The 22272-nt window shown below is 60.9% G+C and carries 20 protein-coding genes and 1 pseudogene; 16 read left to right on the forward strand and 5 right to left on the reverse strand.

The genetic code is table 11. From position 1 onward, the window contains the following. Positions 1–43: 43 nt before the first annotated feature. The 5 genes from ACFT1A_RS29365 to ACFT1A_RS29385 all read left to right on the forward strand — a co-directional run bounded on the left by ACFT1A_RS29365 (position 44) and on the right by ACFT1A_RS29385 (position 4256). Positions 44–670, forward strand: a complete 627-nt coding sequence (locus ACFT1A_RS29365) for a TetR family transcriptional regulator (protein WP_378449874.1) — start codon at positions 44–46, stop codon at positions 668–670. A gap of 374 nt (positions 671–1044) precedes the next feature. Further along, a complete protein-coding gene (locus ACFT1A_RS29370) occupies positions 1045–1281 on the forward strand; it encodes a YlcI/YnfO family protein (protein ID WP_378449875.1) in 237 nt (78 codons plus the stop codon). Then, positions 1281–1580: a type II toxin-antitoxin system PemK/MazF family toxin gene (locus tag ACFT1A_RS29375; protein WP_378449876.1), complete on the forward strand. Its 300-nt coding sequence runs from the start codon at positions 1281–1283 to the stop codon at positions 1578–1580. The genes ACFT1A_RS29370 and ACFT1A_RS29375 overlap by 1 nt, the downstream gene beginning before the upstream one ends. Before the next feature lie 28 nt (positions 1581–1608). Beyond that, the gene (locus ACFT1A_RS29380) at positions 1609–3459 is read left to right on the forward strand and encodes a hypothetical protein (RefSeq protein ID WP_378449877.1); all 1851 of its coding nucleotides are present in this window, start codon (positions 1609–1611) and stop codon (positions 3457–3459) included. Next, complete coding sequence (locus tag ACFT1A_RS29385) at positions 3459–4256, forward strand: hypothetical protein (RefSeq protein ID WP_378449878.1); 798 nt, start codon at positions 3459–3461, stop codon at positions 4254–4256. Before ACFT1A_RS29380 ends, ACFT1A_RS29385 begins: the two co-directional genes overlap by 1 nt. 129 nt (positions 4257–4385) lie before the next feature. Here the strand turns inward: ACFT1A_RS29385 and ACFT1A_RS29390 are convergent, their stop codons facing one another. Next, positions 4386–5456, reverse strand: coding sequence for a YhcG family protein (locus tag ACFT1A_RS29390; protein ID WP_378449879.1), 1071 nt, complete (start codon positions 5454–5456; stop codon positions 4386–4388). Between the two features lie 250 nt (positions 5457–5706). Here ACFT1A_RS29390 and ACFT1A_RS29395 point away from each other — a divergent pair, with 250 nt between their 5' ends. Beyond that, positions 5707–7698 (forward strand): cutinase family protein, encoded by a 1992-nt coding sequence (locus ACFT1A_RS29395; RefSeq protein ID WP_378449880.1) that lies wholly within the window; start codon positions 5707–5709, stop codon positions 7696–7698. Positions 7699–8045: 347 nt separating this feature from the next. Here the strand turns inward: ACFT1A_RS29395 and ACFT1A_RS29400 are convergent, their stop codons facing one another. Continuing rightward, on the reverse strand, positions 8046–8186 hold the full coding sequence (locus ACFT1A_RS29400; protein ID WP_378449881.1) for a hypothetical protein: 141 nt from the start codon (positions 8184–8186) through the stop codon (positions 8046–8048). A gap of 94 nt (positions 8187–8280) precedes the next feature. On the opposite strand from ACFT1A_RS29400, the gene ACFT1A_RS29405 reads away from it, so the two are divergent. From ACFT1A_RS29405 to ACFT1A_RS29430, 6 genes and pseudogenes are all read left to right on the forward strand, one after another. After that, positions 8281–8547 carry a hypothetical protein gene (locus tag ACFT1A_RS29405; RefSeq protein WP_378449882.1) on the forward strand — a complete coding sequence of 89 codons (267 nt, stop codon included), beginning with the start codon at positions 8281–8283 and terminating at the stop codon, positions 8545–8547. 224 nt (positions 8548–8771) lie between these two features. Next, positions 8772–9125, forward strand: a complete 354-nt coding sequence (locus ACFT1A_RS29410) for a hypothetical protein (protein WP_378449883.1) — start codon at positions 8772–8774, stop codon at positions 9123–9125. A 395-nt stretch (positions 9126–9520) separates the two neighbouring features. Further along, a pseudogene (locus ACFT1A_RS29415) lies at positions 9521–9718 on the forward strand (cutinase); the annotation flags it as partial. A gap of 300 nt (positions 9719–10018) precedes the next feature. Further along, positions 10019–11071, forward strand: a complete 1053-nt coding sequence (locus ACFT1A_RS29420) for an Lrp/AsnC family transcriptional regulator (protein WP_378449884.1) — start codon at positions 10019–10021, stop codon at positions 11069–11071. An 856-nt stretch (positions 11072–11927) separates the two neighbouring features. After that, complete coding sequence (locus ACFT1A_RS29425; RefSeq protein ID WP_378449885.1) at positions 11928–13472, forward strand: CoA transferase; 1545 nt, start codon at positions 11928–11930, stop codon at positions 13470–13472. A 34-nt stretch (positions 13473–13506) separates the two neighbouring features. After that, positions 13507–13629, forward strand: coding sequence for an alpha/beta hydrolase-fold protein (locus tag ACFT1A_RS29430; RefSeq protein ID WP_378449926.1), 123 nt, complete (start codon positions 13507–13509; stop codon positions 13627–13629). 393 nt (positions 13630–14022) lie between these two features. On the opposite strand, the gene ACFT1A_RS29435 is transcribed toward ACFT1A_RS29430, so the two are convergent. Continuing rightward, a complete protein-coding gene (locus tag ACFT1A_RS29435) occupies positions 14023–14637 on the reverse strand; it encodes a trimeric intracellular cation channel family protein (RefSeq protein WP_378449886.1) in 615 nt (204 codons plus the stop codon). A gap of 716 nt (positions 14638–15353) precedes the next feature. Between ACFT1A_RS29435 and ACFT1A_RS29440 the strand changes: the two genes are divergently transcribed. From ACFT1A_RS29440 to ACFT1A_RS29455, 4 genes are all read left to right on the forward strand, one after another. Next, on the forward strand, positions 15354–16199 hold the full coding sequence (locus ACFT1A_RS29440) for an SDR family oxidoreductase (protein WP_378449887.1): 846 nt from the start codon (positions 15354–15356) through the stop codon (positions 16197–16199). A gap of 74 nt (positions 16200–16273) precedes the next feature. Continuing rightward, positions 16274–16756 (forward strand): nitroreductase family deazaflavin-dependent oxidoreductase, encoded by a 483-nt coding sequence (locus ACFT1A_RS29445; RefSeq protein WP_378449888.1) that lies wholly within the window; start codon positions 16274–16276, stop codon positions 16754–16756. Between the two features lie 824 nt (positions 16757–17580). Beyond that, positions 17581–18378: a DUF998 domain-containing protein gene (locus ACFT1A_RS29450; protein ID WP_378449889.1), complete on the forward strand. Its 798-nt coding sequence runs from the start codon at positions 17581–17583 to the stop codon at positions 18376–18378. A 447-nt stretch (positions 18379–18825) separates the two neighbouring features. Next, complete coding sequence (locus tag ACFT1A_RS29455; RefSeq protein WP_378449890.1) at positions 18826–19902, forward strand: NADH:flavin oxidoreductase; 1077 nt, start codon at positions 18826–18828, stop codon at positions 19900–19902. A 282-nt stretch (positions 19903–20184) separates the two neighbouring features. Here ACFT1A_RS29455 and ACFT1A_RS29460 read toward each other — a convergent pair whose 3' ends face one another. Together ACFT1A_RS29460 and ACFT1A_RS29465 are read right to left on the reverse strand one after the other, a co-directional pair. Continuing rightward, a complete protein-coding gene (locus ACFT1A_RS29460; protein ID WP_378449891.1) occupies positions 20185–20418 on the reverse strand; it encodes a hypothetical protein in 234 nt (77 codons plus the stop codon). Between the two features lie 845 nt (positions 20419–21263). Then, positions 21264–22253, reverse strand: coding sequence for an aldo/keto reductase (locus tag ACFT1A_RS29465; RefSeq protein WP_378449892.1), 990 nt, complete (start codon positions 22251–22253; stop codon positions 21264–21266). Between the last annotated feature and the right edge of the window lie 19 nt (positions 22254–22272).

The following is a 22272-nucleotide window of genomic DNA, read 5'->3' on the forward strand; positions in this document are numbered from 1 at the left end:
GGCGCCCGCGAAGTCCCCACCGACTGCAGGTAAGGAACCCGCATTGACTGACCCAGACGACCGACTCCACGTGATCGTTCCGTCCGGCCAACGCCAACGACCCCGACAACAACGAGCGCACGACACGAAGGCAAAGATCCTCAAGGCCGCTGCACGCTCCTTCTCGATCGATGGGTATGCCGCTACCTCGTTGAACGACATCATCGCGGAGGCTGTCTCCACGAAAGGAGCGGTGTACTTCCACTTCGACTCCAAGGAAGCGATCGCGCGAGAACTCATCAACCACTGGTTGACCGCGCTCGGCGGAATCCGACAATTAACCGACGAATCAGCAATACCGGCGAGCGAGCAGTTGGCTGCCTTCTTCAACGGTTCGGCGGCGCTTATCGCTGACGATGCCCTGGCCCGAGCAGGCCTCAGGCTCACCACAGAAGCAGGTCTCGATACCGCTCGACCCGCATTCCGCAAGTGGGTGGAACTCGTCAGCCGATTCGTCGATACCGCGATCGCAGACGGACAGCTCCCTGCCTCCGCCGCCCGGCGCCTGGCTGAGAATCTGTGCGCGGGATTCATCGGCGCGATTCAAGTCATACAGGTGCTCGGCGACCCTGGAGATTTCACTTCGCGGATTGACGACTTAGTGAACGCGTATTTGATCTCAGATGTGTAGTCCGCGCGCTGGCGAGATCGTGGGTAGGGGAGGGGCCGGACTCAATCCTCGCGGTGACGTCGCCAACCGTGTACACGGTGTACTGCTAATTCCTCGACGCTAGCGAGGCCGTCGCGTCGTCGAGAGGGGCGACAACGTGCCAGGCATCGAGAGTTGAATCCCCGAAGGGCTTTGTTTCATGGCGAATATTTCAGCAATAGCGATCCGCGCCGTGCCGACGTGAAAACGTGACCATCGACGGGACCGTGGGAAGGTGTGCCGCATTAGGGCCTCTGAGTACTTCATCGACCCTTGCCTTCCGTGGAAATGATCGGTTCCTCAACTCGCACACGATCGTGGTACCAAAGCGAATCCCATTTCGGTACCATGGACATATGAGCACGCAGATCGCGATACGACTACCGGACGAGATCGTGGCATTTCTCGACGACGAAATCAGGGAACATCGCGCCACCTCGCGGGCCTCGGTAGTGTTGCGCGCTCTCGAACGCGAGCGTCGCCGTCAGATTGCCGCACGTGACGCGGAGATTCTCGCGAACGCCACATCCGACCATGACCTGAGTTCTCTCGCTCACCACGCCGCCAATCCGCAGTCAACAGGCTTGAGTTGATGCGACCAATTCACGAAGCCGACCTCGACACAGTCCGCCCGGTCCTCGTACTCACCCGAGATGTGGTCCGTCCACACCTCGGGACCGTCACGGTAGCGCCCATCACCGACGAGATCCGAGGACTGTCCACTGAGGTGTCCGTCAGTGCCGCGAACGGACTATCCGCCGACGCGGTGGTCAGTTGCGATCACATCACCACCATTCCCGTCAGTGCACTCGGCAACGTCATCGGTTATCTTCTTCCAGCACAAGAAGAATCACTGTCCATAGCCGTGCGCGCCGCATTCGATCTCGAATGAGGACGACAGTGAACGGAAAGGATGCAGCATGGCGCTGAAGAAAGGGGAGCAGTTCGCGCTATTCGAGCTCGAAACACCAGAATCCGCTACCTGTTCGGACGAAATTCCCGAGCCAGACCAGCCTTCACTGTTCGACGTTGACGACATCGCTTCTCTCGAAACGAGTTCCGACGCCGCTGAGATCCCAGCCATCGACCATATCGGCGCCCCTCCGGATAAGCGCTCCAAAGACGTGGAACCGGAACCCACCCCGGCGTCTGAACTCGACACAACCGAACCCGCCGCCCTACCTCCCGCCAGCGAGTCAGCAGACGGCCACGCCGTCATTGTCACAGCAGCTGGAACCTACACACCATCCGGCCATACACTCACCGGCCCAGTCGATTCCATCGAAAAACTCGACAAACTCATCAGATGGGCAACGCTAACCCCTTTGGGCGCACCGGCACAGATCTGGATAGTTGGAATCGAAGCCTGCGAGATGCTCGGATGGATCATCGACCCGGGCAGCGAAGACGACGTCGACGATATGGAAATTCTCCGCACCCGCGCTGCCGAAGAACTCACCGCGATCCTCCATGCCACGCTGACCCCGATGCTGACCGCAGGATGGGAACTCCGCGGAGAACCCGGCCACGTTGTTCACCTCTCCCGCACCACCGGGAACTTCACGTCCATGGTCGACATTTTCATCGAACCCTACGTGTGGACCTACTGGAACAAAGACTTCGGATGGGGCAATCGCGTGGGGGACATGGGGATCCTCGGATCACCCACCGCCGGAACCTACCTACCCGACGACGACCTCCCCGCTGCGCAGGAACTGGGACGCCGACTCGCCTGGTGCGCACAACACCTCGGCGTGCTACCCGGCCCCACCCCAGCACGCACCGGCGCCGCCATCGTCGACAAGATCAAACGCGACCGCACCCGCAGCGGTAAAGGAATCGTCGTCACTGTCGGTGGACCGGTCCCACCGCTGGACGGCGAACCCCGCGGAGATCTCGAACCTGCAGTCGGATGGACCCGCATCCCGGACCTCGAAGAACTTTCCGACGCAACACAACTGGTATCGATAGACCAACGAGCTGCGTACCTCGCTTCCGCTGGCATGCTCGAATTCGGCTACGGAAAACCTCGACATCTTCGCGGCGAGAACGCGCTCGACGCTGCGCGGCAATCGAAAACCCCGTTCGGACTCTGGCGTGTAACCCTCCCCCCGGGTGACATGCTGGCACTCCCACCCGCTCTGCCGTTGCCTCACCCACACATGCTCGCCGACCAACCTGTGCAGACCTGGATCACCACCGTCAGCCTCGACGCACTGCAAACGTCCATCGCAGATGGCGGAATCGGCGCAGAACCCGACGACCTCGACATCACCGAAGCCTGGGTGTATTCGGAACAAGGTCGAGCTCTCGACAAGTGGGCGAAAATCCTCCGCGAAGCCCGCAAAGTTGCTGTCGACACAGGCGACACAGCTATGAAACGGTTCATCGGCGCCTGCTACAAGGGTTACATCGGCCGAATGGTCAACCCCGACATGTGGACCGCCAAACAAATGCAGCACCACCACCAACCGCTCTGGCGAGCAGCGATCATCGCGCACTGCCGCTGGCGAGGTCGCCGCGTCGCGATGCGCATCGCGCGCGAAACCGGCCGATGGCCGCTGCGCACGGTCACCGACTCCTGGGTCTACCCCCTGCCCCCGGGCATCGACATCGCAGACGACAGTGACGCACTCGGGAAGATGACTCTCGAAAAGCACGCCCCGCTCACCGAGGACATGGCCGTCATGCTGACCGACGCCCGCGACACCCACGAGATCAACCTCGCACTCAAAGCTGCGTTCACCGACGAAGATGAAGGAAACATATAGTGGCTCTGCATCTTCCGAAACCACGATCTACCAAACCCGCACAAAAGACCGTCGGCTTGGACGGCCTCAACGTATCCGTCTCGACAGCAGCGTCCAGCGGTATCGAAAAATCCAAATCGGTCAAAAGTGGGGGATTGGCCGGACTCACCAGCAAAGTCTCCGTACGCCAGATCCGTACCGAAATCGGCAAAGAAGGCCTACGGCAAGCAGCTGTCGACGCCGGAAGGAAACCCCCATCCGACCGAACACTGCGCCGCTGGGCCCAACAAGGACGAATCCCACACCCCGACGTCATCGAACGCGCACAACGGCGAGCCGCCATCGAACGGCTCGGCGGAATCGATGCAGTCGCAAAGAAGATCGGCCGTTCACGATCAGCGGTCTCTCGCTACCGCTCCGGCGAAACGAACGAACTGCGCGCCGACGCGAAAAAGAAGCTCAAAAACGTCAAAGCACGCGACATCATGGACCGCGCCGGCGTTCTGCGACCCGACGGACAACCCAAAAAGGCGACCATCCGAGTCCGTGGGGGCGTGTCCGTCCGCAACGGCTCCGAAGAGGGCTACGACTACCGAGTGCGTACCCTCGACTTCGCGAACTCCGACAGCCCCTTCAGTCTCGACGAAACACGGGAACTCGCCATGGCTTTGGCCAACGACGATCATGCCAGGGTGGTTGCCATCCTCGAACGTCACGCCACGATGGACTATCCCGAAAACAAGGGATTCGATCAGTACGGCGACGCTTTCGGATTCCACTTCGATTCCATCGAATCCGTCCACATCGATTGGACGTAGAAACTGCCCTGCCTCTCGACGCGCCTGGCAGGACCGGGAATTTCGTTCGCGGGCCCTCGGACCGAACACCGATATCGATCTCTCAGCACCAGTGGATACGTCGGCCAGGTTCGGAATCGAATGGCGCCCTCAGTCGGAGTTGTCAGGTCTGGCAGGCAGATGGGAGTCGAGTTCGGAGACGGTGGCTTCCACAGCTGCAGCGATCTCGTCGTCAGTAGGAACGAGAGCGCGAACCTGGGAGGGGAGAGTCTCATAGGTGTAGTCGGCTACGGCGAGGGGTGCAGTTGTCCCGGCAAGTGAATACCGGACGACGTTGTCGTTGCGGCCCGCGCAGAGCAAGATTCCCACAGTCGGTGCGTGGATGTCCTTGTTGCGGAGGTTGTCGTCGATCCACGAAACATAGAAGCCGAGCTTCCCGACATACTCCGGCTCAAACCTGCCTACCTTCAACTCGACGACAACGAACCTCGCTTGCACCCAGTTGAAGAACAGCAAGTCGATATAGAAATCCTGATCACCGACCTCAAAATGGTACTGGCGTCCAACAAATGCGAACCCGTGTCCCAGTTCGAGGAGGAACTGTTCCAGCCGACGCATCAGCGCGGACTCCAGCTCCCGCTCCGCGACACGTTCGGTGATATCGAGAAAATCGAAGACGTACGGGTCACGTACCAACTGTTGAGCGAGATCGGAATCCTCGGCAGGAAGATGGTCCTGAAAATTCGACGGTGCCGCACCGATCCTGCGCCGTAAACCGCTGTTGATCTGATTTTGCAGCACATTGCGCGACCATCCGTGTTCAGCAGCGGTCGATGCATACCAGTCGCGGTCGGACTGGTTATCCAGCTTGTCTAGCAATACCGTCACATGACCCCACGGCAATTGGCCAACAGGTTGTTGGCCAATTGCATCGCGACCCCAGATGCTCGCCATCTGCCGCATGTACTTCAGATTGGTCCGCGACAACCCTCGCATGTCGGGAAAGGCGGATCGAAGATCGACGGCGAGCCTGTCGATCACCTTTGAACCCCAGCCCTCGGCCTCCTGGCGCTGCACGATTGCGTGCCCTATGTCCCAATAGAGGCTGAGCAGTTCGGTGTTGACGATTCGGGTGGCGCGAACTCGCGCTTGCCGAACTTGCGACTTGAGATGATCGAGGAGCTGGGCGTAGTCGGCGGGCAGTTCGGCTGGAGCATTCACCCATTCATCTTTACCCAGCGCTGCTGGGAACGCCCACCGGACATGCCCCCACTGGACACCTCAGCCGACAGGAGCGTGGATGCGCACTCGACACAGCATCGCCCGGCCTCGCACAGCTCAGTTCTTCACAGGGCGCGTTGAGCGGAGTCGATCCGTCCAGCACCATGACGGCCCTCACCTGAAATCGGGCGCTTCAGACCAGTCCGCGCGCGGACAGGTACATCGTGTCCCCTGGTAGAGAAAGGTTTTCATGCCGTTCATAGGTTCGACCATCCACCGTCCGGTCTCCATGCTGATGACGGCAACAGTCGTCGCAGCCTCCATCGCTTTGATGTCGCTGGGCATCGCGTCCGCCCAATCGAACGAATGCTCGAAGACTTTCAACCTGGTCATCCCCGGAACCTGGGAAACCGCAGAAGACGCCGATCCCTCGATCCCGGTCGGTATGCTCAAACCGATCGCCGACAGCCTCGCGGACAAGCACGGTAGCGCGGCACAGATCTACACTCTGCCGTACATGGCCCGAGCCTTCGACAACGGAAAAACCTACGCAGACAGCAAATCTGATGGTTCAGCGAGGGCGAAGAACATTCTCTCCGAGATCGCAACGAAATGCTCTGGCATCAAGTTCACCATCACCGGCTATTCCCAGGGCGCGGACATCGCAGGTGATCTTGCCTCTGAAATCGGCAACGGCTCCGGCCCCATCAAGGCAGAGCAAGTCCTCGCGGTCGGGCTTCTCGCCGATCCAGGTTCCGGAACGAACGGTGAAGCAGTCATCGGCCCGAAGCCGTCAGGAAAGGGCATCGCAGATCCGCGACCGCAGGGCATGGGGAAGCTGTCGGGCCGGGTCGCGTCGATCTGCGATCCGAAAGACCTCTACTGCTCGATCCAAAAGGGCTCAAGCCCGCTGCTCGGATCGCTGGGTTCAGTGCTCACCGACGCCGCGAGTACTGGACGTGATGGCCAGGTAGACGGCAATTCACACCTGGCCACCGCGCTGGCGTCGGATTTCTCCCAAGCCGACCTTCCCAGCCTCGCCACAGCCACTGGCAATCTGACCAGTGAACTATCGAAGACGGACGGCACAGTCGACCTCGAACAGATCGCCTCCAGAGCAAAAACTCTGGCGAACACCATCAGCCCGCTTGCCGAATTACTCGGCTCCGGTGCCGCCAATCCTGCGGCGAACGGGCAGCTCGCTGCAGCCCCCGCCGGGACAGCCGAAAACAATGCAGGCCAGGTTCTGGACAAGGCCAGCAAATCTGATCTCAGCAGTGCGCTCTCGACAGTGACCGCGATCGCCGACACCGCGAGCACGCTCGTCAGCAAGGGCTCCACGACGCTGCCGGCCGCATCTCCGGACCTGACCTCCCTGTCGACCACCGCTGGCACCCTCGACAGCCAGATCGCCCCGCTCCTGGCGACACCGAGCGACGTCCTAGGATCCGCCTCCGGAGTCCTTTCCTTGCTCAAACCCACCGTAGTGGTTAACCAAATCCTCAACTTCGCCACCGGCTTCACATCCCTGGATATGCCTGCGATCCTGGCGAACCTGAACCTACTTCCGCAGAAGGTCGCCGCGCTCGACGCGCAGGGTGCCCACAAGGTCGCGGGGGATCTGAACAACCAGTTGTCGTCAATGGTGAAGATGGCCGCCGGTATCGATCTGAAATGGGTCTCACAGGTCCTGTCGGCAATCCCGGATCCGTCCGGGTATTCACAGGTCGCGGCGGTCGCCGCATCGATCCTGGGAGGCGTCGACATCATCAAACTGGCAAACCTCGTCGGTCAGGTGCAGGAAATCGCCTGGGCCGCAGTCGAGAAGCTGCTACCACCGCCAGGGCAGCTCCCCGACCCACTCGGGGCTGGAGCCGCCATGACCGGCCTCGTCCCAGTCGGACTCGAACTCGCCTCCGTCGCGGTCAACATTGTCTCCGGCAAAGCTACGACGACTGATCCGACATTGCTCAGCAAGCAGTCCTCAACGGCCGCGACCACCATCACCGCTCAGACACAGGATCTGGATCTTCCAGCACTGGCTGGGTCGTTGACCACGATGGCCAGCTCACAAGGCGCCAACGACCTTGCCTCCGTGATAGGAGAGGGGCTCGATGCGGCGTCCTTCTTCGCCTCCGGAGCGCACCAGAATTACAACTCCCTCGTCGTCGACAACGCGGGCCGCAATGCGATCCAGTGGATCTCCGACTGGCTCAATCTGCAAATCGGACGTGCAGCATGAGTCGATACCGCGCCCACAATCCTGCTTCTCAATGGTTCATCTGCGAGCATCGCCAGCACCGCGGCTATTTCACAAGGGGTCGTGCCAGGGCGGTCAAAAAGAATCATCACACGGAAAACGTCTGACCGTCTTCTCATGCCCACATCACGAAGGGATGTTTCACGTCGGCCATCGGCCCGAAGCCCTGACAACGGGCCCAATCGATCGATGCGTTCCCGCGGCGTTACCGTCGGAAGTGATGGTCGATCACGCTACATGTTTGGCACGCGGTCAACGGGTCGAGCGGTTTGGCGATTACGTCACGCCTGTCCGTGCCTGTCTCTGTTGCGTGTTGTGCTGCCATGGTGTTACGGCGCTTCTTCGATTGCCTTCGTAGCGTCGACTGCGATCTCGTGTTGGCCGGCGAACGGGGCGCTGCTTTGCGTGATGGTGAAGAGCTTTCCGTCGTCGGAACCTGATTCATGCATCTCGCCCGGGGTCCACAACATGACCTCGCCTAAAGTGATCGAGAAGCGTTGTCCGACTTGATTTGCTACCCAGCCTGATCCGTGGACGACGACGAACAGTTGCCACCGCCGGGTGATGTCTGCTCGGGACGCTGTCGGGGCCGCACCAAACGACGCGGACGTCGTCCGACACGGTGCCACCGACAAGCTCGTGTTCGAACTTCTCTGCCCATGGTTGTTCTCGACGGACTACCTCGCCGATCACCGCAACGTCGAGAGCTTGAGTTTTCTCGAGCGAGTGGAAGTGAAAGCTGGTGACCTGTGGCTGAACCAATACCTCGCCCACCGCACATTCGGAGTTGGCCCGGATCACCGCGCAGACCCTGGTGCTCGGAGAAACTGACGACTACCTGGTGCCGCAAGTCGACATCGAACAGCTCGCCGACGGCATCCCCGGCGCGCGGTTGCCTCTCTATCCCATCTGCGGACTCTCGTGCGCCCCACTGGTTTTTCCATTCGGTGCTTCCGGCCGCCGGCACCGCCTCGACGCGATTGGCGAGGCGTTCGAGCAGCACGTCGAGCGACTCCAGCAGAGCTTCACATGCCTCTGCTACAGCCTCATCCCTGATGCCGTCAACCTTCGATGCCCGCCGTGCAGCTATCACCGTCCCCACGTCGATGCTGAGAGCGGCGACGGTGCTAGTGCCAACCACAGCCAAGATGATCGCGGCGGTATGCCCGAGTCCGCCCGACATGGCAACGCACACCGGAACACACAACTGTGCGGCGACGACAGAGGGCGTGCGAGGAAACCTCAACCTACGTGACGTGCCGACGATCCACGTTGCCACCGCGATGGCACCGACCGCGACGAGCTGTCCGACACCGATCCCGGGATGCGCGCCCACCTCCACGGGGGTGCCTGCCGCTGCGATCATCGACGCCACCATGACGGCTGCTCCGTACAAGGACACCGCGTAGTTCAGCCCGGCGGCGCCGAGGACCGCGACGGACAGGATCCACGCTCCGACCTCAGCGTCGGCGACGAAACCTGGGATCACGGCAGCGGCACCGCACACGCCCAACACAATCGTCGAGACGCGAATTGCGCTGCGGTTGCGGCGGTATCGTTGTTGTTCCCCTCGATACCGCGCAGGCTTCGTGCAGCGGACTCGACAGGATCGCTTTTCGTCGACCCCCAGCGCTGTCCGGTGCGCGTCTGCTGATACTTACGCGGACCACGCTAAACCGTCGAGTTCCGTACTTCCATCGTCTTCCAAGCGTGAGGCGTACCAGTCGCCACGATGAGAGGCTCCGACTCGAGTATCGACCATCCCATGGAGTGGCATGAAAACCATGAAAACCATTGGCCGCCGATCCTGGCGAATGTGGACATCATCAAGCTCGCAAACCTCGTTGGGCAGGTGCAGGAAATCGCTTGGGCCGCAGTCGAAAAGCTGCTACCATCGCCAGGACAGCGCCCGGACCCGCTCGGTGCCGGAGTTGTCATGGCCGGCCTCGTCCCGGTTGGACGCGAACTCGCCTCTTTCGCGGTCAACTTACTCTCCGGGCGCATCGCGATTCCATTGTCCCAGCACGGCGTCCGCGTCGACGGGATCGAACTCTCACCGGACATGATCGCTCGGATACGAGGAAAGCCCGGCGGCAACAAGCTCGACGGGACGACGGGCGACGTGACCCACATCCGCTTCTTACGAGCAGTAGGCGCTCGTCTATCGCGTCTTCAACACGATCCAAAACCTCCTCACGCAGGATGATCAGTTTCGGTGCTTCGAGAACGCGGCTCGGCAATTTGGTGCGCGGGCGGGGTGTCGTCGTACTCCGTCAAGTCCGACATGTGATGACATACATGGATGGGTGCGGCAGGCGTAGATGAGATCGATCTTGCGTTGTTGGACGCAGTTCATGTCAATCCGCGTGTGAAGTATGACGAACTGAGCCGCGTTCTGGGTATCTCCGGGGTGACGGCAGCTCGCCGATGGCGACACCTGGTCGATACCGGGCGAGCTTGGGTTTCGTCATCGATCGGTCCAGCTTTACCTGTCGTAGGCTCGATGATCGAGGTCGAGTGCGAGCCTGGTACTGCCGACGCGGTTGCCGCACGGTTTGCCGCCCTCCCTCAGGTGTTCAGCGTGCATCTGACCACCGGCCGCTTCAATTTGTACGCGCTGATCGTAGCGGCGGACCAGCCGATGACCTCGACACTGCTGATCGATGTTCTGCCTTCGATTTCAGGTGTCCGAGCCCTGCGCACAGCTGCGGTGGTTCGCTTGTTCAGTGGCACGTTCTGGCGACTCGGTGCGATCAGCTCTGTGCAAGCTCGGCAGGTAGCTGAAGCAACGACCCGAACCAACCCACGGCGGGGCTCGACTTTCGACACCGTCGACCGTGAATTGTATCTAGCGTTACAACAAGACGGGAGGATGAGCTATCGAGATCTGGGATCTCGGTTGGGATGCTCGGAATTGGTCGCGCGTCGCCGGTTGCTCAGGCTCACTCGATCGGGATTGCTCACTTTTCGAACAGACTTTGCACGCGCGGATGCGGGTTGGCCGACTAGCGTGGTCCTTGCTCTACGTATGCCGGGAGGCAGCTCTTTGCCCGAAGCCGGCAAGGTGTTGGTCAGCTGGCCCGAAACACGCGTATGCGCGGCGATCATCGGCGGGCCTGCTCAACTGTTCGTGACTATGCAAATCCACGAGTTGGGAGCAATCGACGCACTCATTGCAGCCCTACAGCGGTCGTTTCCCGGGGTCGAAATACTGTCAGCGCAGACTGTGTTGCGTGCGGTCAAGTCTTTTGGTCGCCTGTTGGATGTGGACGGCCACGCATGCGGAGTTGTGCCGGTCGACCCGTGGAGCCCCTCCACATTTGATTGGAAGCAACAATTCAATCCCTCGAAATGATATTTTCCGTCGATATGGGAGTGGGAAAGCTGGGAGCACTCATCCTTGGCTTATGAGGTTCGACATAGTGCCGCACGTTCGCTCCGAGCGGCGTTTTCTGCGAGTGGACGATCGTCAGCGCTTGTTCATCCTAGTCCGCGGGCCGGTGCAGACGCATAAGCCTGCGCTGGTGTTGGTACTGCATGGAACTTTGCAGACCGGCGCCAACATTCGGCCGTTCTCCGGGTACAGCTTCGACGGATACGCGACGAACGGCGATGCGATCGTAGTGTATCCCGATGCCATCCAACGGGATTGGACCGGTGCTCGCCGAGCGGCGATGGTGTCCAAGGCAACGAAGTCGATCGATGACGTGGGGTTCATCACAGCGATAATCAACCATGTCGTGGAGACCGATGGTGTCGATCCGACGCGGGTCTACGTTGTGGGTTTCTCCCCGGGTGGTCAGATGGCGGTCCGTCCGATCCACGAAATACCTGAATTAATGAGCGGCGCAGCGATCCTGAGTGCGAATTTGCCATCGCCGGAGAACTCCGAGGTGTGCAGGGACGCTCGAATTCCGTTGCCTCACAGTGCATGGCACAGCAGTTCCTTTGGCGCCTTACGACGGTGGTCTTGTCGGAATCCGTGGGCGGCTGGCCTAGGGAACGTATCTCCCCGAACTGGATAGCGCACAGTACTTTACCGATCGTAACGGCATCGTCGATCAGCCGTCGGTCAACGAATTGGATTCGCGAGCCGGGGTTCATCCGGTGACTCGTCGCGACTACACCTGGTCGTAGAAGGAGCCGGTGCAGTTTCTCCCCGTCCACGGCGGCGGTCATGTCCTGCACAATCCCACATACGCTTCCGCGCAATGGTTCTGGGGACCTCCAGCAAACGGTTCAGCGTCGCCGACGTTGTCGCGGACTTCTTCACCCTGATCAACACTTCTTCGAAAGGCAATAGAGAAATGAATCGCCACACTCCGAGCAAAGCCGGCACACTCGATCCCCACTCCGCGCTCGATGATCTCCTCGGACAGGTGGGTCTCACGAGTAGCGACTCAGGCGGGACGGTGACCTTCACCGGAAGTGATCCGATCGTCTCCGCACGTCACAGGCTGGGAGCAAGTATCGGTATCCCGATCATGGCCAACGCGGTCGCCGCAGCAGCGTTGCTCCGCCGTCGGGGCGGGCCGGCGCAGGACCTACACATAGATCTTCGCCAGGCGGTTCATCACATTACGCCGCATGCTTTCTGGCACCCCACGCTCGCCGGTGATCTCCCCTCGTTTGCACTCGTGATCGACAATCCGTTCCTCTTGGCGCCGTACCGCACCCGCGACGGACGCACTGTCATGGCCTCCGGGGTGTACCCACATCTGGCGGCGAAGTGGTGCCGATTCCTCGATGTACCACCGGACTTCGAGAAGGTGGTAGCCGCATTCGCCGACCTCGATGCCTTCGACCTCGAAGAGGCCGCCAATGCTGCCGGACTGCCGCTGTGCGTAGCTCGCACCCCCGAGGAATGGCTCGAACATCCGCAAGGTGCGTTGCTGGCGACACAACCGGTAATCGGGCTTACACGGATCGGTGATGCAGAGCCGCGAGAGCTGGGACCTGCGGAACGCGCGTTCGATGGAGTCCGTGTCCTTTCGTTCACACACGCCATCGCCGGCCCAACTGTCGGCAGGACTCTCGCCGAACACGGTGCAGACGTCTTGTGCGCGACGCGCCCCCTGGACTACGAACACGACTTCATCTACGCCGAGGCCAACGTCGGATCGCGCAGTGCCAACATCGATCTCACCAAAGACCGGGGTAAGAGCGATTTCGAGCGATTGTTGGCCGACGCGCACGTCATTGTGAACAATCACCGCAGTTCTAAACTCGAAGCACTCGGGATCGACCCACATCGACTCGCCGAGACCCACCCGGGCCTGGTAAACGTGTCGGTGACGTGCTATGGATCCGAGGGGCCATGGGCCGATCGAGGCGGGTTCGACATGAATGGGTCCGCTGCATCGGGGCTCATGGCCATAGAAGGCGGCGATGGACACCCGAAACTTCCGCCGACCGGGATGTACAACGATTTCATCACCGGGTATATGGGTGCTCTCGGGGCCGCAGCGGGACTACTAAAGCAGGCCACCGAGGGGGGCAGTTGGCATGTCACCGTCAATCTCACACGGACCGCGATGTGGTATCAAACCCTTGGGCTAGTCGATCCTGCGCTGGCCGGAACAACTGCCGAGCACACACTGGCCGATCCGGCCGCATACGACGGGCCCACACCTCTCGGCGACGTGCACATGCTGGCACCCCCGGTGAGTTTCAGTCACACACCGGCCCGGTGGGACGAGCCCGTCCTCGTTCCCAAAGGGTCGAGCAGTCCCGAATGGCGCAGTCTTCGCAGCTGAGCTGGCGGACATTGCCGTTCAGCAGTGCAGTAGAATTCAGGCGAATCTCCAGGTCAACCCCGACCCCCGGGCATGGGCAATCGGCGGTCTTTCCTACGGCGGCACCTGTGCACTCCAACTCGCGACCAACTATCCGCAGATCTTTCCCACTTCCTGAATCTATCCGGTCAGATAGAACCGACACTTGGGGACCGACAACAGATAGTGAACGCTGCTTTCCGCGCGGAGACGATTCTGCCTTCACAGCGGTCACCCAGCCGATGTGATGCGCGGCAACAATTTTCGGAGTCGGCAGGAGCATTTGTGGTCGGCGCAGACGATATCGCTCGCAAACAGAAACCATGTACCAGGCCGTGCAGGCCGCGGGCATGACGTGCATATCCAGATCGTGCCCGGAGGCCACAGCTTCAAGTTCGGGTCGGAAGGTTTGCGCACACAACTAGGTTGGCTCAGAACCCGGCTCGGTTTGACTAGTTGACGGGCCAAAGAATGTGAAGTACTCGTCATCCTCCATTTCTTCGACGATCAGACTTCCCTGTTCTGGGACCTCTTATGAGTCTCGGGCTCGCCGCGGTCCGGGCAGACTCCAGTGCCTCCGTAGCGCTAGTAGTCTGAACACCGCAGCAAATACGGTGCCGCACACCAACGAAGTGTTGGTGGAGAAGCCGGATTGCACGGCTACCACCGTCAACGCAGCGCCGAGGAGTGCGGGAACCGCGTAGAGATCCTTGTGCAGGAGGAGTGGAACCTCGTTGACGAGGACGTCGCGGATCACCCCGCCACCGATCGCAGCTGTCGCACCGATCAACGTCGCTGCTAGTGAGTCGGCGTTGTTGTCCAGCGCAGTGATGGTCCCGGTGCTCGCGAACAGACCCATGCCGAGTGCATCGAGGGTCGAGATTTCACGACGCAATTTGTTGAGCGGCTCGCGTAGGTAGAACACAGCGAGTGAGGTGGCTGCGGCGGTTCCGAAATTCGGCCAACTGCTCAGTGAACTGGGCGGGTAGATGCCGAGTAAGACGTCGCGGATGATGCCGCCGCCAATACCGGTGAACACTCCGACCGAGCACACCCCGAAGATGTCGAGTCGATGAGTGACGCCTGCCAAGGCGCCGGAAGCCGCAAAGACCACGATGCCTATGATCTCGAGGATGGTGAGCAGCACCGGCCAAGCATCGCATGATCGGAAAGAGTGTGGGATCCCGACGGCTCACATCGCGCCGGTCTGGGCTCCTGGTAACGCCAATCCTGGTACGGACGGAGTGCGCGATTCCCACGCGGAACTCAGCGCGCCATGGGATTTGGAATGCTTGGAAGGTAGATCGGAAGTGAGCTAGGAGTGACTATTCCTGACGGCCCGGATGCCCGCGACTGGGTTGCTGCGATGTCGATGCGCCGCTGGGGCTGCTCAAGACGCTTGGTTTGGTCAGATGGACGAGTCCCTTCCCCCACACAAACGAGATGGCGAATTTTCAGCGTGTGAGTATCAGGAATGGAATGCGCTGGGCGAGATTCCTCAGACGGTAGCGATCATCGCGCACCGCTTGGCTGTTGTTGCGGAACTCTGGCCTGTGGAGAGAGTCGAGCCGAGTGTCGTCGACAACGCCGGACGCAACGCGATTGATGGGCCTCAGCCTGGTTTGTTAAAACCTCCAAATGATAGGCGAACGCTGCTGCCACCGCGGGTCGAAGCTCGGGAGAGGTGAAGGCTCACGCGCTCATCGGCTTGCGCCCGGTAGGGGGTCACTGCGAGTGACCCCCTCATCAGGGCCTCCCACACACCCCCAGTCTCCGGTTCTATTGGTGATGCACCGCCTTTCAGCAGTGCATCACCACCGAACACAGCGACTGCTGGATCGCGGAGCCAGATAAAGGACACTCATGAGCAAGGTCATTCTCGTCACCGGTGCCGGACGCGGTCTGGGCACGGACATCGCCCGTGAGGCCCTCAACGCAGGCCACCGGGTAGTCGCCACCGGCTGCCGCCCATCAGAGGTCGAGAAGACCCTGGGCGGACCACAGAACAACCTTCTCGTTAGCAAGCTGGATGTCACCAACGCCGGTGACGCCGAATCTGCCGCGAAAGCCGCCGTCGACCACTTCGGCCGCATCGACGTACTGATCAACAACGCCGGTAACCTCTTCACCGGCTACTTCGAGGAAATCTCACCCTTACAGATGCGGCAGCAGTTCGAGACGAATCTCTTCGGCCCGATGAACGTCACCCGCGCCGTCCTCCCGATCATGCGCCGACAGCGGGCGGGACACATCATTACCATCACCTCGACAGCCGGCCTGGTCGGCACGGAATTCACCTCCGCCTACGCCGCCTCCAAGTTCGCGGAAGAGGGCTGGATGGAGTCGCTGCGCTACGACGTCGAGCCGTACAACATCCGCACCACGGTCGTCGAGCCGGGCTACTTCCGCACCGAATTTCTCGTCGACGGCTCCACCACTTGGCCCGAGCTTTCCATCGACGACTACGCCCCGCGGACCGCCCCGAGGATCGAGGCGATGAAGAGCATGAACGGCCGCCAGCCCGGCGACCCCGCCAAGCTCGCCCGAGCCTTGCTCACCCTCGCCGACCAGGACAAACCCCTGCAGCGCTTCATCGCCGGCGCAGACGCCGTCGAGGCCGCCGAGATCAAGGCAAGAGAACTCCTCACACAAGCCGCAGCATCCCGCGAACTGGGCGGCAGCCTGAGCTTCGACGACGCCAACGCTTGAGTGACACACCCCCGTACCAGGCCGAACCGCACGACCATCAGGGACAAATTTTTTGACAGCACAGAGGAGACGACATGCCGCTGACAGGCGAGTACGAGCCGAGCAAAGCACAATTCGTCCGCGACCAGGTGGAGTTGTACGAGAGCTCCGATGGTATGCAAGGAGCCACACTGGGTGTCCTGGTCACAAGAGAAGATGACGAGCGGGTGCGGGACCTGCCCGTCGTCATCCTGACCACCCTGGGTGTCAGGAGCGGCAAGATCCGCAAGACCCCGCTCATGCGGGTCGAGCACGAGGGCTCCTACGCAGTAGTCGCTTCGATGGCAGGAGCCCCCGAACACCCCGTCTGGTATCACAATGTGGTGGCCGACCCCCGGGTCGAGCTCCAGGACGGCCCGGTTCGCCGGGACATGCTGGCACGCGTGGTGACCGAGGACGAGAAGGCTGTGTGGTGGGCTCGGGCCGTCGAAGCGTTCCCGGACTACGCGGAGTACCAAAGGAAGACGGACCGTGAGATCCCGGTCCTCGTACTAAAACCGGTAGTCCAGGAGTACTGACACCCGCCAGTTCGAATCCACTGACAAGCGGCCACTGCGCGCCGTCACGACAAGGAATACCAAATGAAGCACGTCACCCTCGGTGGGCTGATGTCTCCCGCGTCGGCCTCGGAGCTATGACTACGGCCGGCACGACACCACTGGCGGCGGACTCGATGACGCAGAGGTCATTGCAGCGCAGGCGAACGCCACAACGGCCTAGTTGACCCTCACGTGGTTGCGGATCCAAGGTGACTGCATCGTCCCCACCCCTGGCACGAATCGTTCGGTGCGCGTCGCGGAGGACACCGCGGCAGACGCCGTCGAATTGACTACTGATCGGGCAAAACGACTGAACACACTGAACTTCAGCAACCGGTGCCCGTAACGACGGCACGAACGTGGCCAGCGCTGAGACCGGCAGACCGGTAGGAGGGACGGAAGATGAACGATTGCAAGGGTACTGATGATCAGTGTGATGATTCGGATGAAAAAATCGACCGCACCACGCTAGTGATTTTCGGGTCGATCATCGGGCTAATCGTCATCCTGACTTATCTCGAATCGCGGTAGGGACGATATTTTGGTTGGCCCGCAAAACACAATGTGCTCGAAGTTACGAGTTCGCGCGTCGGATGTGACATCCTTCGCAGTTTTCTGATGAATACCGTTGTGTTGTAGAACCTTCTGCACATAGGTTGCGCCGAAATATGCTGCCCCAGTCGAACTTGACGTTGGAACTGAAAGCGAACGCTGTGCTCGAAAAGGGTGGAAGTGAACCAAGCGCTTTCGTCGTTGCTGGCGCACGACAATGTTAGATCCACGAGGGAGGGAGAGGTAACAGAATGGATCGGGTATATGCACGCGCAGCGACGAAGACCAGCGAAAGGCAACTCGGCGCGATGAATTCGACGCATGAGGGGGAACAAACTCCATCCGGCTTTGCCTTTGTAGGCACTGCAACAATCGGCATGGGCGCCTTGATGGTCTTAGTTCTCGATGTCGTAACCGCATGGAGGGATCCGGACTATCTGAGACAGACAATCAGTGAGTACGGCCTCGGGTCCCAGCAGTGGGTGTTCTCGGCCGGGGTGGTGTTGCTGGCGGTAGGGTCGGTGTCCATCCTGCGCGCAATTATTCTGCAGCGGATGGCGACCTTGTCGTCGGTAGCTGCCCGGGCGCTGGTGTTGTGGACGATCGGTCTCATCGCTGTTGTTGCTGTCCCTAAACAGGACTGGAGTAACGATCCGACGATAGGTGTCGGTGGCGCGGTTCACCGAATAGGGGCGATTGTCGCATTCCTGAGCCTTCCGATTGCAATCTTCGCTACCTCATGGCCATGGTTTCGTGACCCGCAATGGCGGTTCTGGTCCAGACTCACCGGCAGTCTCGGCCTACTGTCCGCGATGTTCTTGGTCCCGATCTTCTATGCACTCGTTGTCGGCCTCACAACTACCACTCCGTGGTATCGGGCGGTCACTGTGGGTTATGTCGAGCGTGGGTTGGTGGTGGCTGAGGTCGTTGCGTTGATATCGCTGGGACTCTGGGTGTGCGCCGTTGAGCGGCGTGCCCGTCATCAAGATGGTTTGGCATCGGGGACTGCATCATTTAAGGGAGACTGTCCAACTTTGGATACTCGCTGACAACTTGTGAGTTTCAGAAGTGGGTTTGCACTTTTCGGGACGTGGGTTGCACGGCACTGGTGGTCTCGGTTGTCGGAGTTAAGGTTCGTCGGGGCGGATGAACCGGATTCCTTCCTGTGGGACTTCGTGAATGAGGATTTCGATGTTGATCACGGCGCTCTGCTTAATGTGCTCGCCTTCAACGGCGATGACGTAGCCCAGTCGTAACCCTGAATGCGCTGGAGAACGGGATTCCGCCTGACCCAGTAGGCGCCGTACGCAGCCCCAGCGACGTCGAGTGCAGCTCGATGTCTCTGTCGGCCAGGGGATCGTGCTCGGCCAGAGAGGGCGGAGGCGCGAATTCCATTGGGCTGAAGGTAATCCCGACAATGCGTGCACCCGGTCCGACTAGCTTGACATTAGATGATACTGCAACCTATTGCTGGTACCCATGAAATGGATGACTTGATGACTCAACTCGATGAGCCCCTGGACCTTCTGCGCGGACCGGAGTGGATTAACCGCATTGCGCTCGCACCCATGACCAATCAGCAGAGCAACGCCGATGGATCGTTGAGGGAGGACGAGGCGCGCTGGCTCGAGATGCGGGCCCATGGAGGCTTCGGCATGGTCATGACTTGCGCGTCGCACGTCTCCCCGGAGGGGCAGTGCTGGCCCGGCCAACTCGGCATTTGGAACGACGACTTGATTCCTGGACTGACCCGGGTTGCCTCCGCAATGCGCGACGCCGGCAGTAGAGCGATCGTCCAACTACATCACGGTGGTCGACGTGCGAACAGTGATCTGACAGGTCTGCCGGTCTTGGCCCCGTTCAACGACGAGCGCACCGGCGCCCGGGCCCTCTCGACTACGGAGGCTGAGCGGATAATCGGGGACTACATCGCTGCAGCACGGCGCGCCGAGAGGGCCGGATTCGACGGTGTTGAGGTCCATGGTGCCCATGGCTTCCTCGTCGGGCAGTTCCTCGACATCGGCAACATTCACCGCAACGACCGCTTCGGTGGATCCTTCGCGAACCGAACGAACTTCCTATTTGACATTCTGGAGAGGATCAGAGCGAGTACCGGACCACAGTTTCAGGTAGGTCTCCGGCTCGATCCTGAGCGCGGTGGCATCATCCTGTCCGAGTCAACGTCTGTCGTAGCGAAGGTGATGGCTTCAGGGCTCGTCGACTTCATCGACATGTCCATGAAGGACACGTTTAAGCTTCCCGACGAGGAAGAGCATGCGGGACGACCGCTTTTGGAGTACTTTACCGAGCTTCCTCGTGGCGACGTGCGACTTGGCGTCGCCGGGCACGTTCTGTCCGGGCCAGCTGCGCAGAAGTGCCTCGATCGCGGTGTTGATTTCGTCCTCATCGGTACGGCGGGCGTTATTCACCATGACTTCGCGCAGCGAGTTCTGACCGATCCGACTTTCGTGTCGAGTCCGAAACCAGTCACTGTTGAGCATCTGCGCAGGGAAGGCGTCGGCGAACTCTTCATCCGCTATCTGACTGACGACTGGGTCAACTTCGTTGCCTGACGCCCGGACACGGTGCTGTGCGTGAGCTCGACGCCAGTAGCTTCGTCGGATCCGTTGCAGCAGTGGCTCACTGCGAGCGGATAGGCGTTGGGTTCAAGAGTTGCAGTGCACGGATCACATCAGAGATGTTTGCGTGGCGCAGAACGGTGCGCGGGGTCGTAGGTTTCCAAGTTCTCAGATCTTGATGTCAGTGATCCGGGCTATCTGCAACTCGTAATTGAGACCTCATCGACACGGGCTGGTTCGCGGTCTATCGACTTCCTACGACGCTTGAGCCGTCCATCAATCTAAGCAGTGAGATCGGCTTCCGATCATCGTAAGCGGGCCTCGCGGGCACTGGAAGTGCACCCGAGACTCGCTCGAACTCACCTGGGGGAGATTCAGACTGACGCAGACTTGGGGATCTTCACCCTGCATGATCGGGACAGCGAAGCTCTCTTCGCAGTGGCCGTACTTGGCCTCGTACGCAGCGTCGATCGCTGCCTCGCCATCGGTTTCGGCGTCGGTGAAGGTCACGTCTGCGTAGGTTCCGGCGATGCGAACACGCCCGGCGCCCTGTGTGATTGCGGCCTGGTACTAACGCGAGCTCTTCCCGGTGACGGCGCGGACATAGCCTTGCCCGTGTCGACGAGTGCTCAGGTCTGGGTGTCGGTGCCGTAGGTCGTGCCGTCGTCGCGATACGGAGCGGCGTCCAGATCTTCGTTCGCTTCGGTGGTTTCGATCTGAGTGGTGGTCCACTCGGCCTTTGTTGTTCCTCCTGGCGGTGGGTTGATGGGTGACAGTGGAAGAGCTCGCCGAGAATCGTGTCACTGGAGTCGGTGTAGCGGCTGTATTAATGCACGCCGAAACGCCAGGATGGGATGGGTAGTCGTTCGGATTCGGAGCGTGACGTCGTCGAGATGTGCAGCAGCGCTCTCACCGAGGTCGAGGTCAGCTGTGGCGAGGTTGCTGTCGAGTTTGGTGCGTGCGTGCGCCCATGGTGGGCGCGATTTCGGCCGAGCCTGCACAACGACGCATCGAGGGTTCCCCTTGTGCCTGGACGAGCGGGCCTCGAGGGGTGTCGGGGCCCGCTCCGAAGCGGGCTTAGGTCGCCAGGACGACGCTCGGTGACTCGGCCGGGCGGGCGGCGAGCCAGGCTCCCAGGACCTCCTCAGAGGCCCCTGCGCCGTGGACGTTAGATGTGTCTACGAAGGTTGCCGCCATCCTCGACGAATCGTTCGAGGATGGCGAACGCTTCCTCACGCTTGGTCTCGGTGCCGAAGCCCACGGTGCCGAGAGTGAGCTTCTAGAACCTTAGATGCCCGTGCCCGGCAACGTGCGGTAATGCATGGTGGTGGTTCTCGTCCTTGGCAGCTTGTCGCTCAGTCGTCGATCGAGGCCATGTTGGCCTCGTCATGCCTGGCTCCGGCTGCAGGCTCGAGCGCTTCGAGCCTGGCGATCTGGTCGGCGGTGAGCTCTATCTGGTCGGAGGCGGTGTTCTCCTCAACGCGTGAGACGCGGCGGGTGCCGGGGATGGGGGCGATGTCGTCGCCGCGGGTGAGGATCCAGGCCAGTGCGGTCTGGGCGGGGGTCGCTCCGATCTCGGCGCCGATGGTCTTGACCTCGTCGGCCAGGGTGAGGTTGCGGCGGAAGTTCTCGCCGGTGAAGCGCGGGTTGGTCTTGCGCCAGTCGTCGTCGGGGAAGTCATCGACCGAGCGGATTCGGCCCGTGAGCAGGCCGTGCCCGAGCGGGGAGTATGGGACGAAGCCGATACCGAGCTCGCGCAGCACGGGGAGGATCTCGTCCTCGACGTCGCGAGTCCATAGCGAGTACTCGGTTTGCAGCGCTGTTACCGCCTGCACGGAGTGCGCACGCCGGATGGTCTCCGGCGATGCCTCGCAGAGGCCGAAGTGCAACACCTTGCCTTCGGCGATGAGGTCTGCAACGGCCTGCGCAGTCTCTTCGATCGGTGTCGTCTGGTCGACGCGGTGCTGGTAGTAGAGGTCGATGTGGTCTGTTCCGAGGCGGCGCAGCGATCCCTCGACTGCTGCCTTGACGCTGGGCGCGCTGCTGTCCATCAGGCCGACCTGCGCCTGGGCTCCGGCGCGGTGGGAAATGAGCCCGAACTTGGTCGCGAGCACGACGTTGTCGCGGCGACCGGAGATGGCTCGGCCGACGATCTCCTCGCTCAGATACGGGCCGTAGATTTCGGCGGTGTCGATGTGGGTGACCCCGAGGTCGAGGGCGCGGTGGATGGTGCGGATGGACTCGGCGTCGTCGAGGGCGCCTTCGCTGGTGTAGGTGCCGGCCATCGTCATGGCGCCGAGACCGATGCGGGAGACTTCGAGGTCTCCGAGGTGTGCTGACTTCATGGGCTTTCTCTCTGGTGGG

Origin of the sequence: Rhodococcus sp. NPDC057135 (genome assembly GCF_042670865.1) — a bacterium.
GTDB lineage: Bacteria > Actinomycetota > Actinomycetes > Mycobacteriales > Mycobacteriaceae > Rhodococcus_F.

Bases quoted from the DNA above. Each gene is read 5' to 3' on its own strand.
- ACFT1A_RS29370 (WP_378449875.1), top strand. From the start codon at position 1,045: ATGAGCACGCAGATCGCGATACGACTACCGGACGAGATCGTGGCATTT.
- ACFT1A_RS29375 (WP_378449876.1), top strand. From the start codon at position 1,281: ATGCGACCAATTCACGAAGCCGACCTCGACACAGTCCGCCCGGTCCTC.
- ACFT1A_RS29380 (WP_378449877.1), top strand. From the start codon at position 1,609: ATGGCGCTGAAGAAAGGGGAGCAGTTCGCGCTATTCGAGCTCGAAACA.
- ACFT1A_RS29395 (WP_378449880.1), top strand. From the start codon at position 5,707: ATGCCGTTCATAGGTTCGACCATCCACCGTCCGGTCTCCATGCTGATG.
- ACFT1A_RS29400 (WP_378449881.1), bottom strand. From the start codon at position 8,186: ATGTTGTGGACCCCGGGCGAGATGCATGAATCAGGTTCCGACGACGGA.
- ACFT1A_RS29405 (WP_378449882.1), top strand. From the start codon at position 8,281: ATGTCTGCTCGGGACGCTGTCGGGGCCGCACCAAACGACGCGGACGTC.
- ACFT1A_RS29410 (WP_378449883.1), top strand. From the start codon at position 8,772: ATGCCGTCAACCTTCGATGCCCGCCGTGCAGCTATCACCGTCCCCACG.
- ACFT1A_RS29420 (WP_378449884.1), top strand. From the start codon at position 10,019: ATGGGTGCGGCAGGCGTAGATGAGATCGATCTTGCGTTGTTGGACGCA.
- ACFT1A_RS29425 (WP_378449885.1), top strand. From the start codon at position 11,928: ATGGTTCTGGGGACCTCCAGCAAACGGTTCAGCGTCGCCGACGTTGTC.
- ACFT1A_RS29440 (WP_378449887.1), top strand. From the start codon at position 15,354: ATGAGCAAGGTCATTCTCGTCACCGGTGCCGGACGCGGTCTGGGCACG.
- ACFT1A_RS29445 (WP_378449888.1), top strand. From the start codon at position 16,274: ATGCCGCTGACAGGCGAGTACGAGCCGAGCAAAGCACAATTCGTCCGC.
- ACFT1A_RS29450 (WP_378449889.1), top strand. From the start codon at position 17,581: ATGGATCGGGTATATGCACGCGCAGCGACGAAGACCAGCGAAAGGCAA.
- ACFT1A_RS29455 (WP_378449890.1), top strand. From the start codon at position 18,826: ATGACTCAACTCGATGAGCCCCTGGACCTTCTGCGCGGACCGGAGTGG.
- ACFT1A_RS29465 (WP_378449892.1), bottom strand. From the start codon at position 22,253: ATGAAGTCAGCACACCTCGGAGACCTCGAAGTCTCCCGCATCGGTCTC.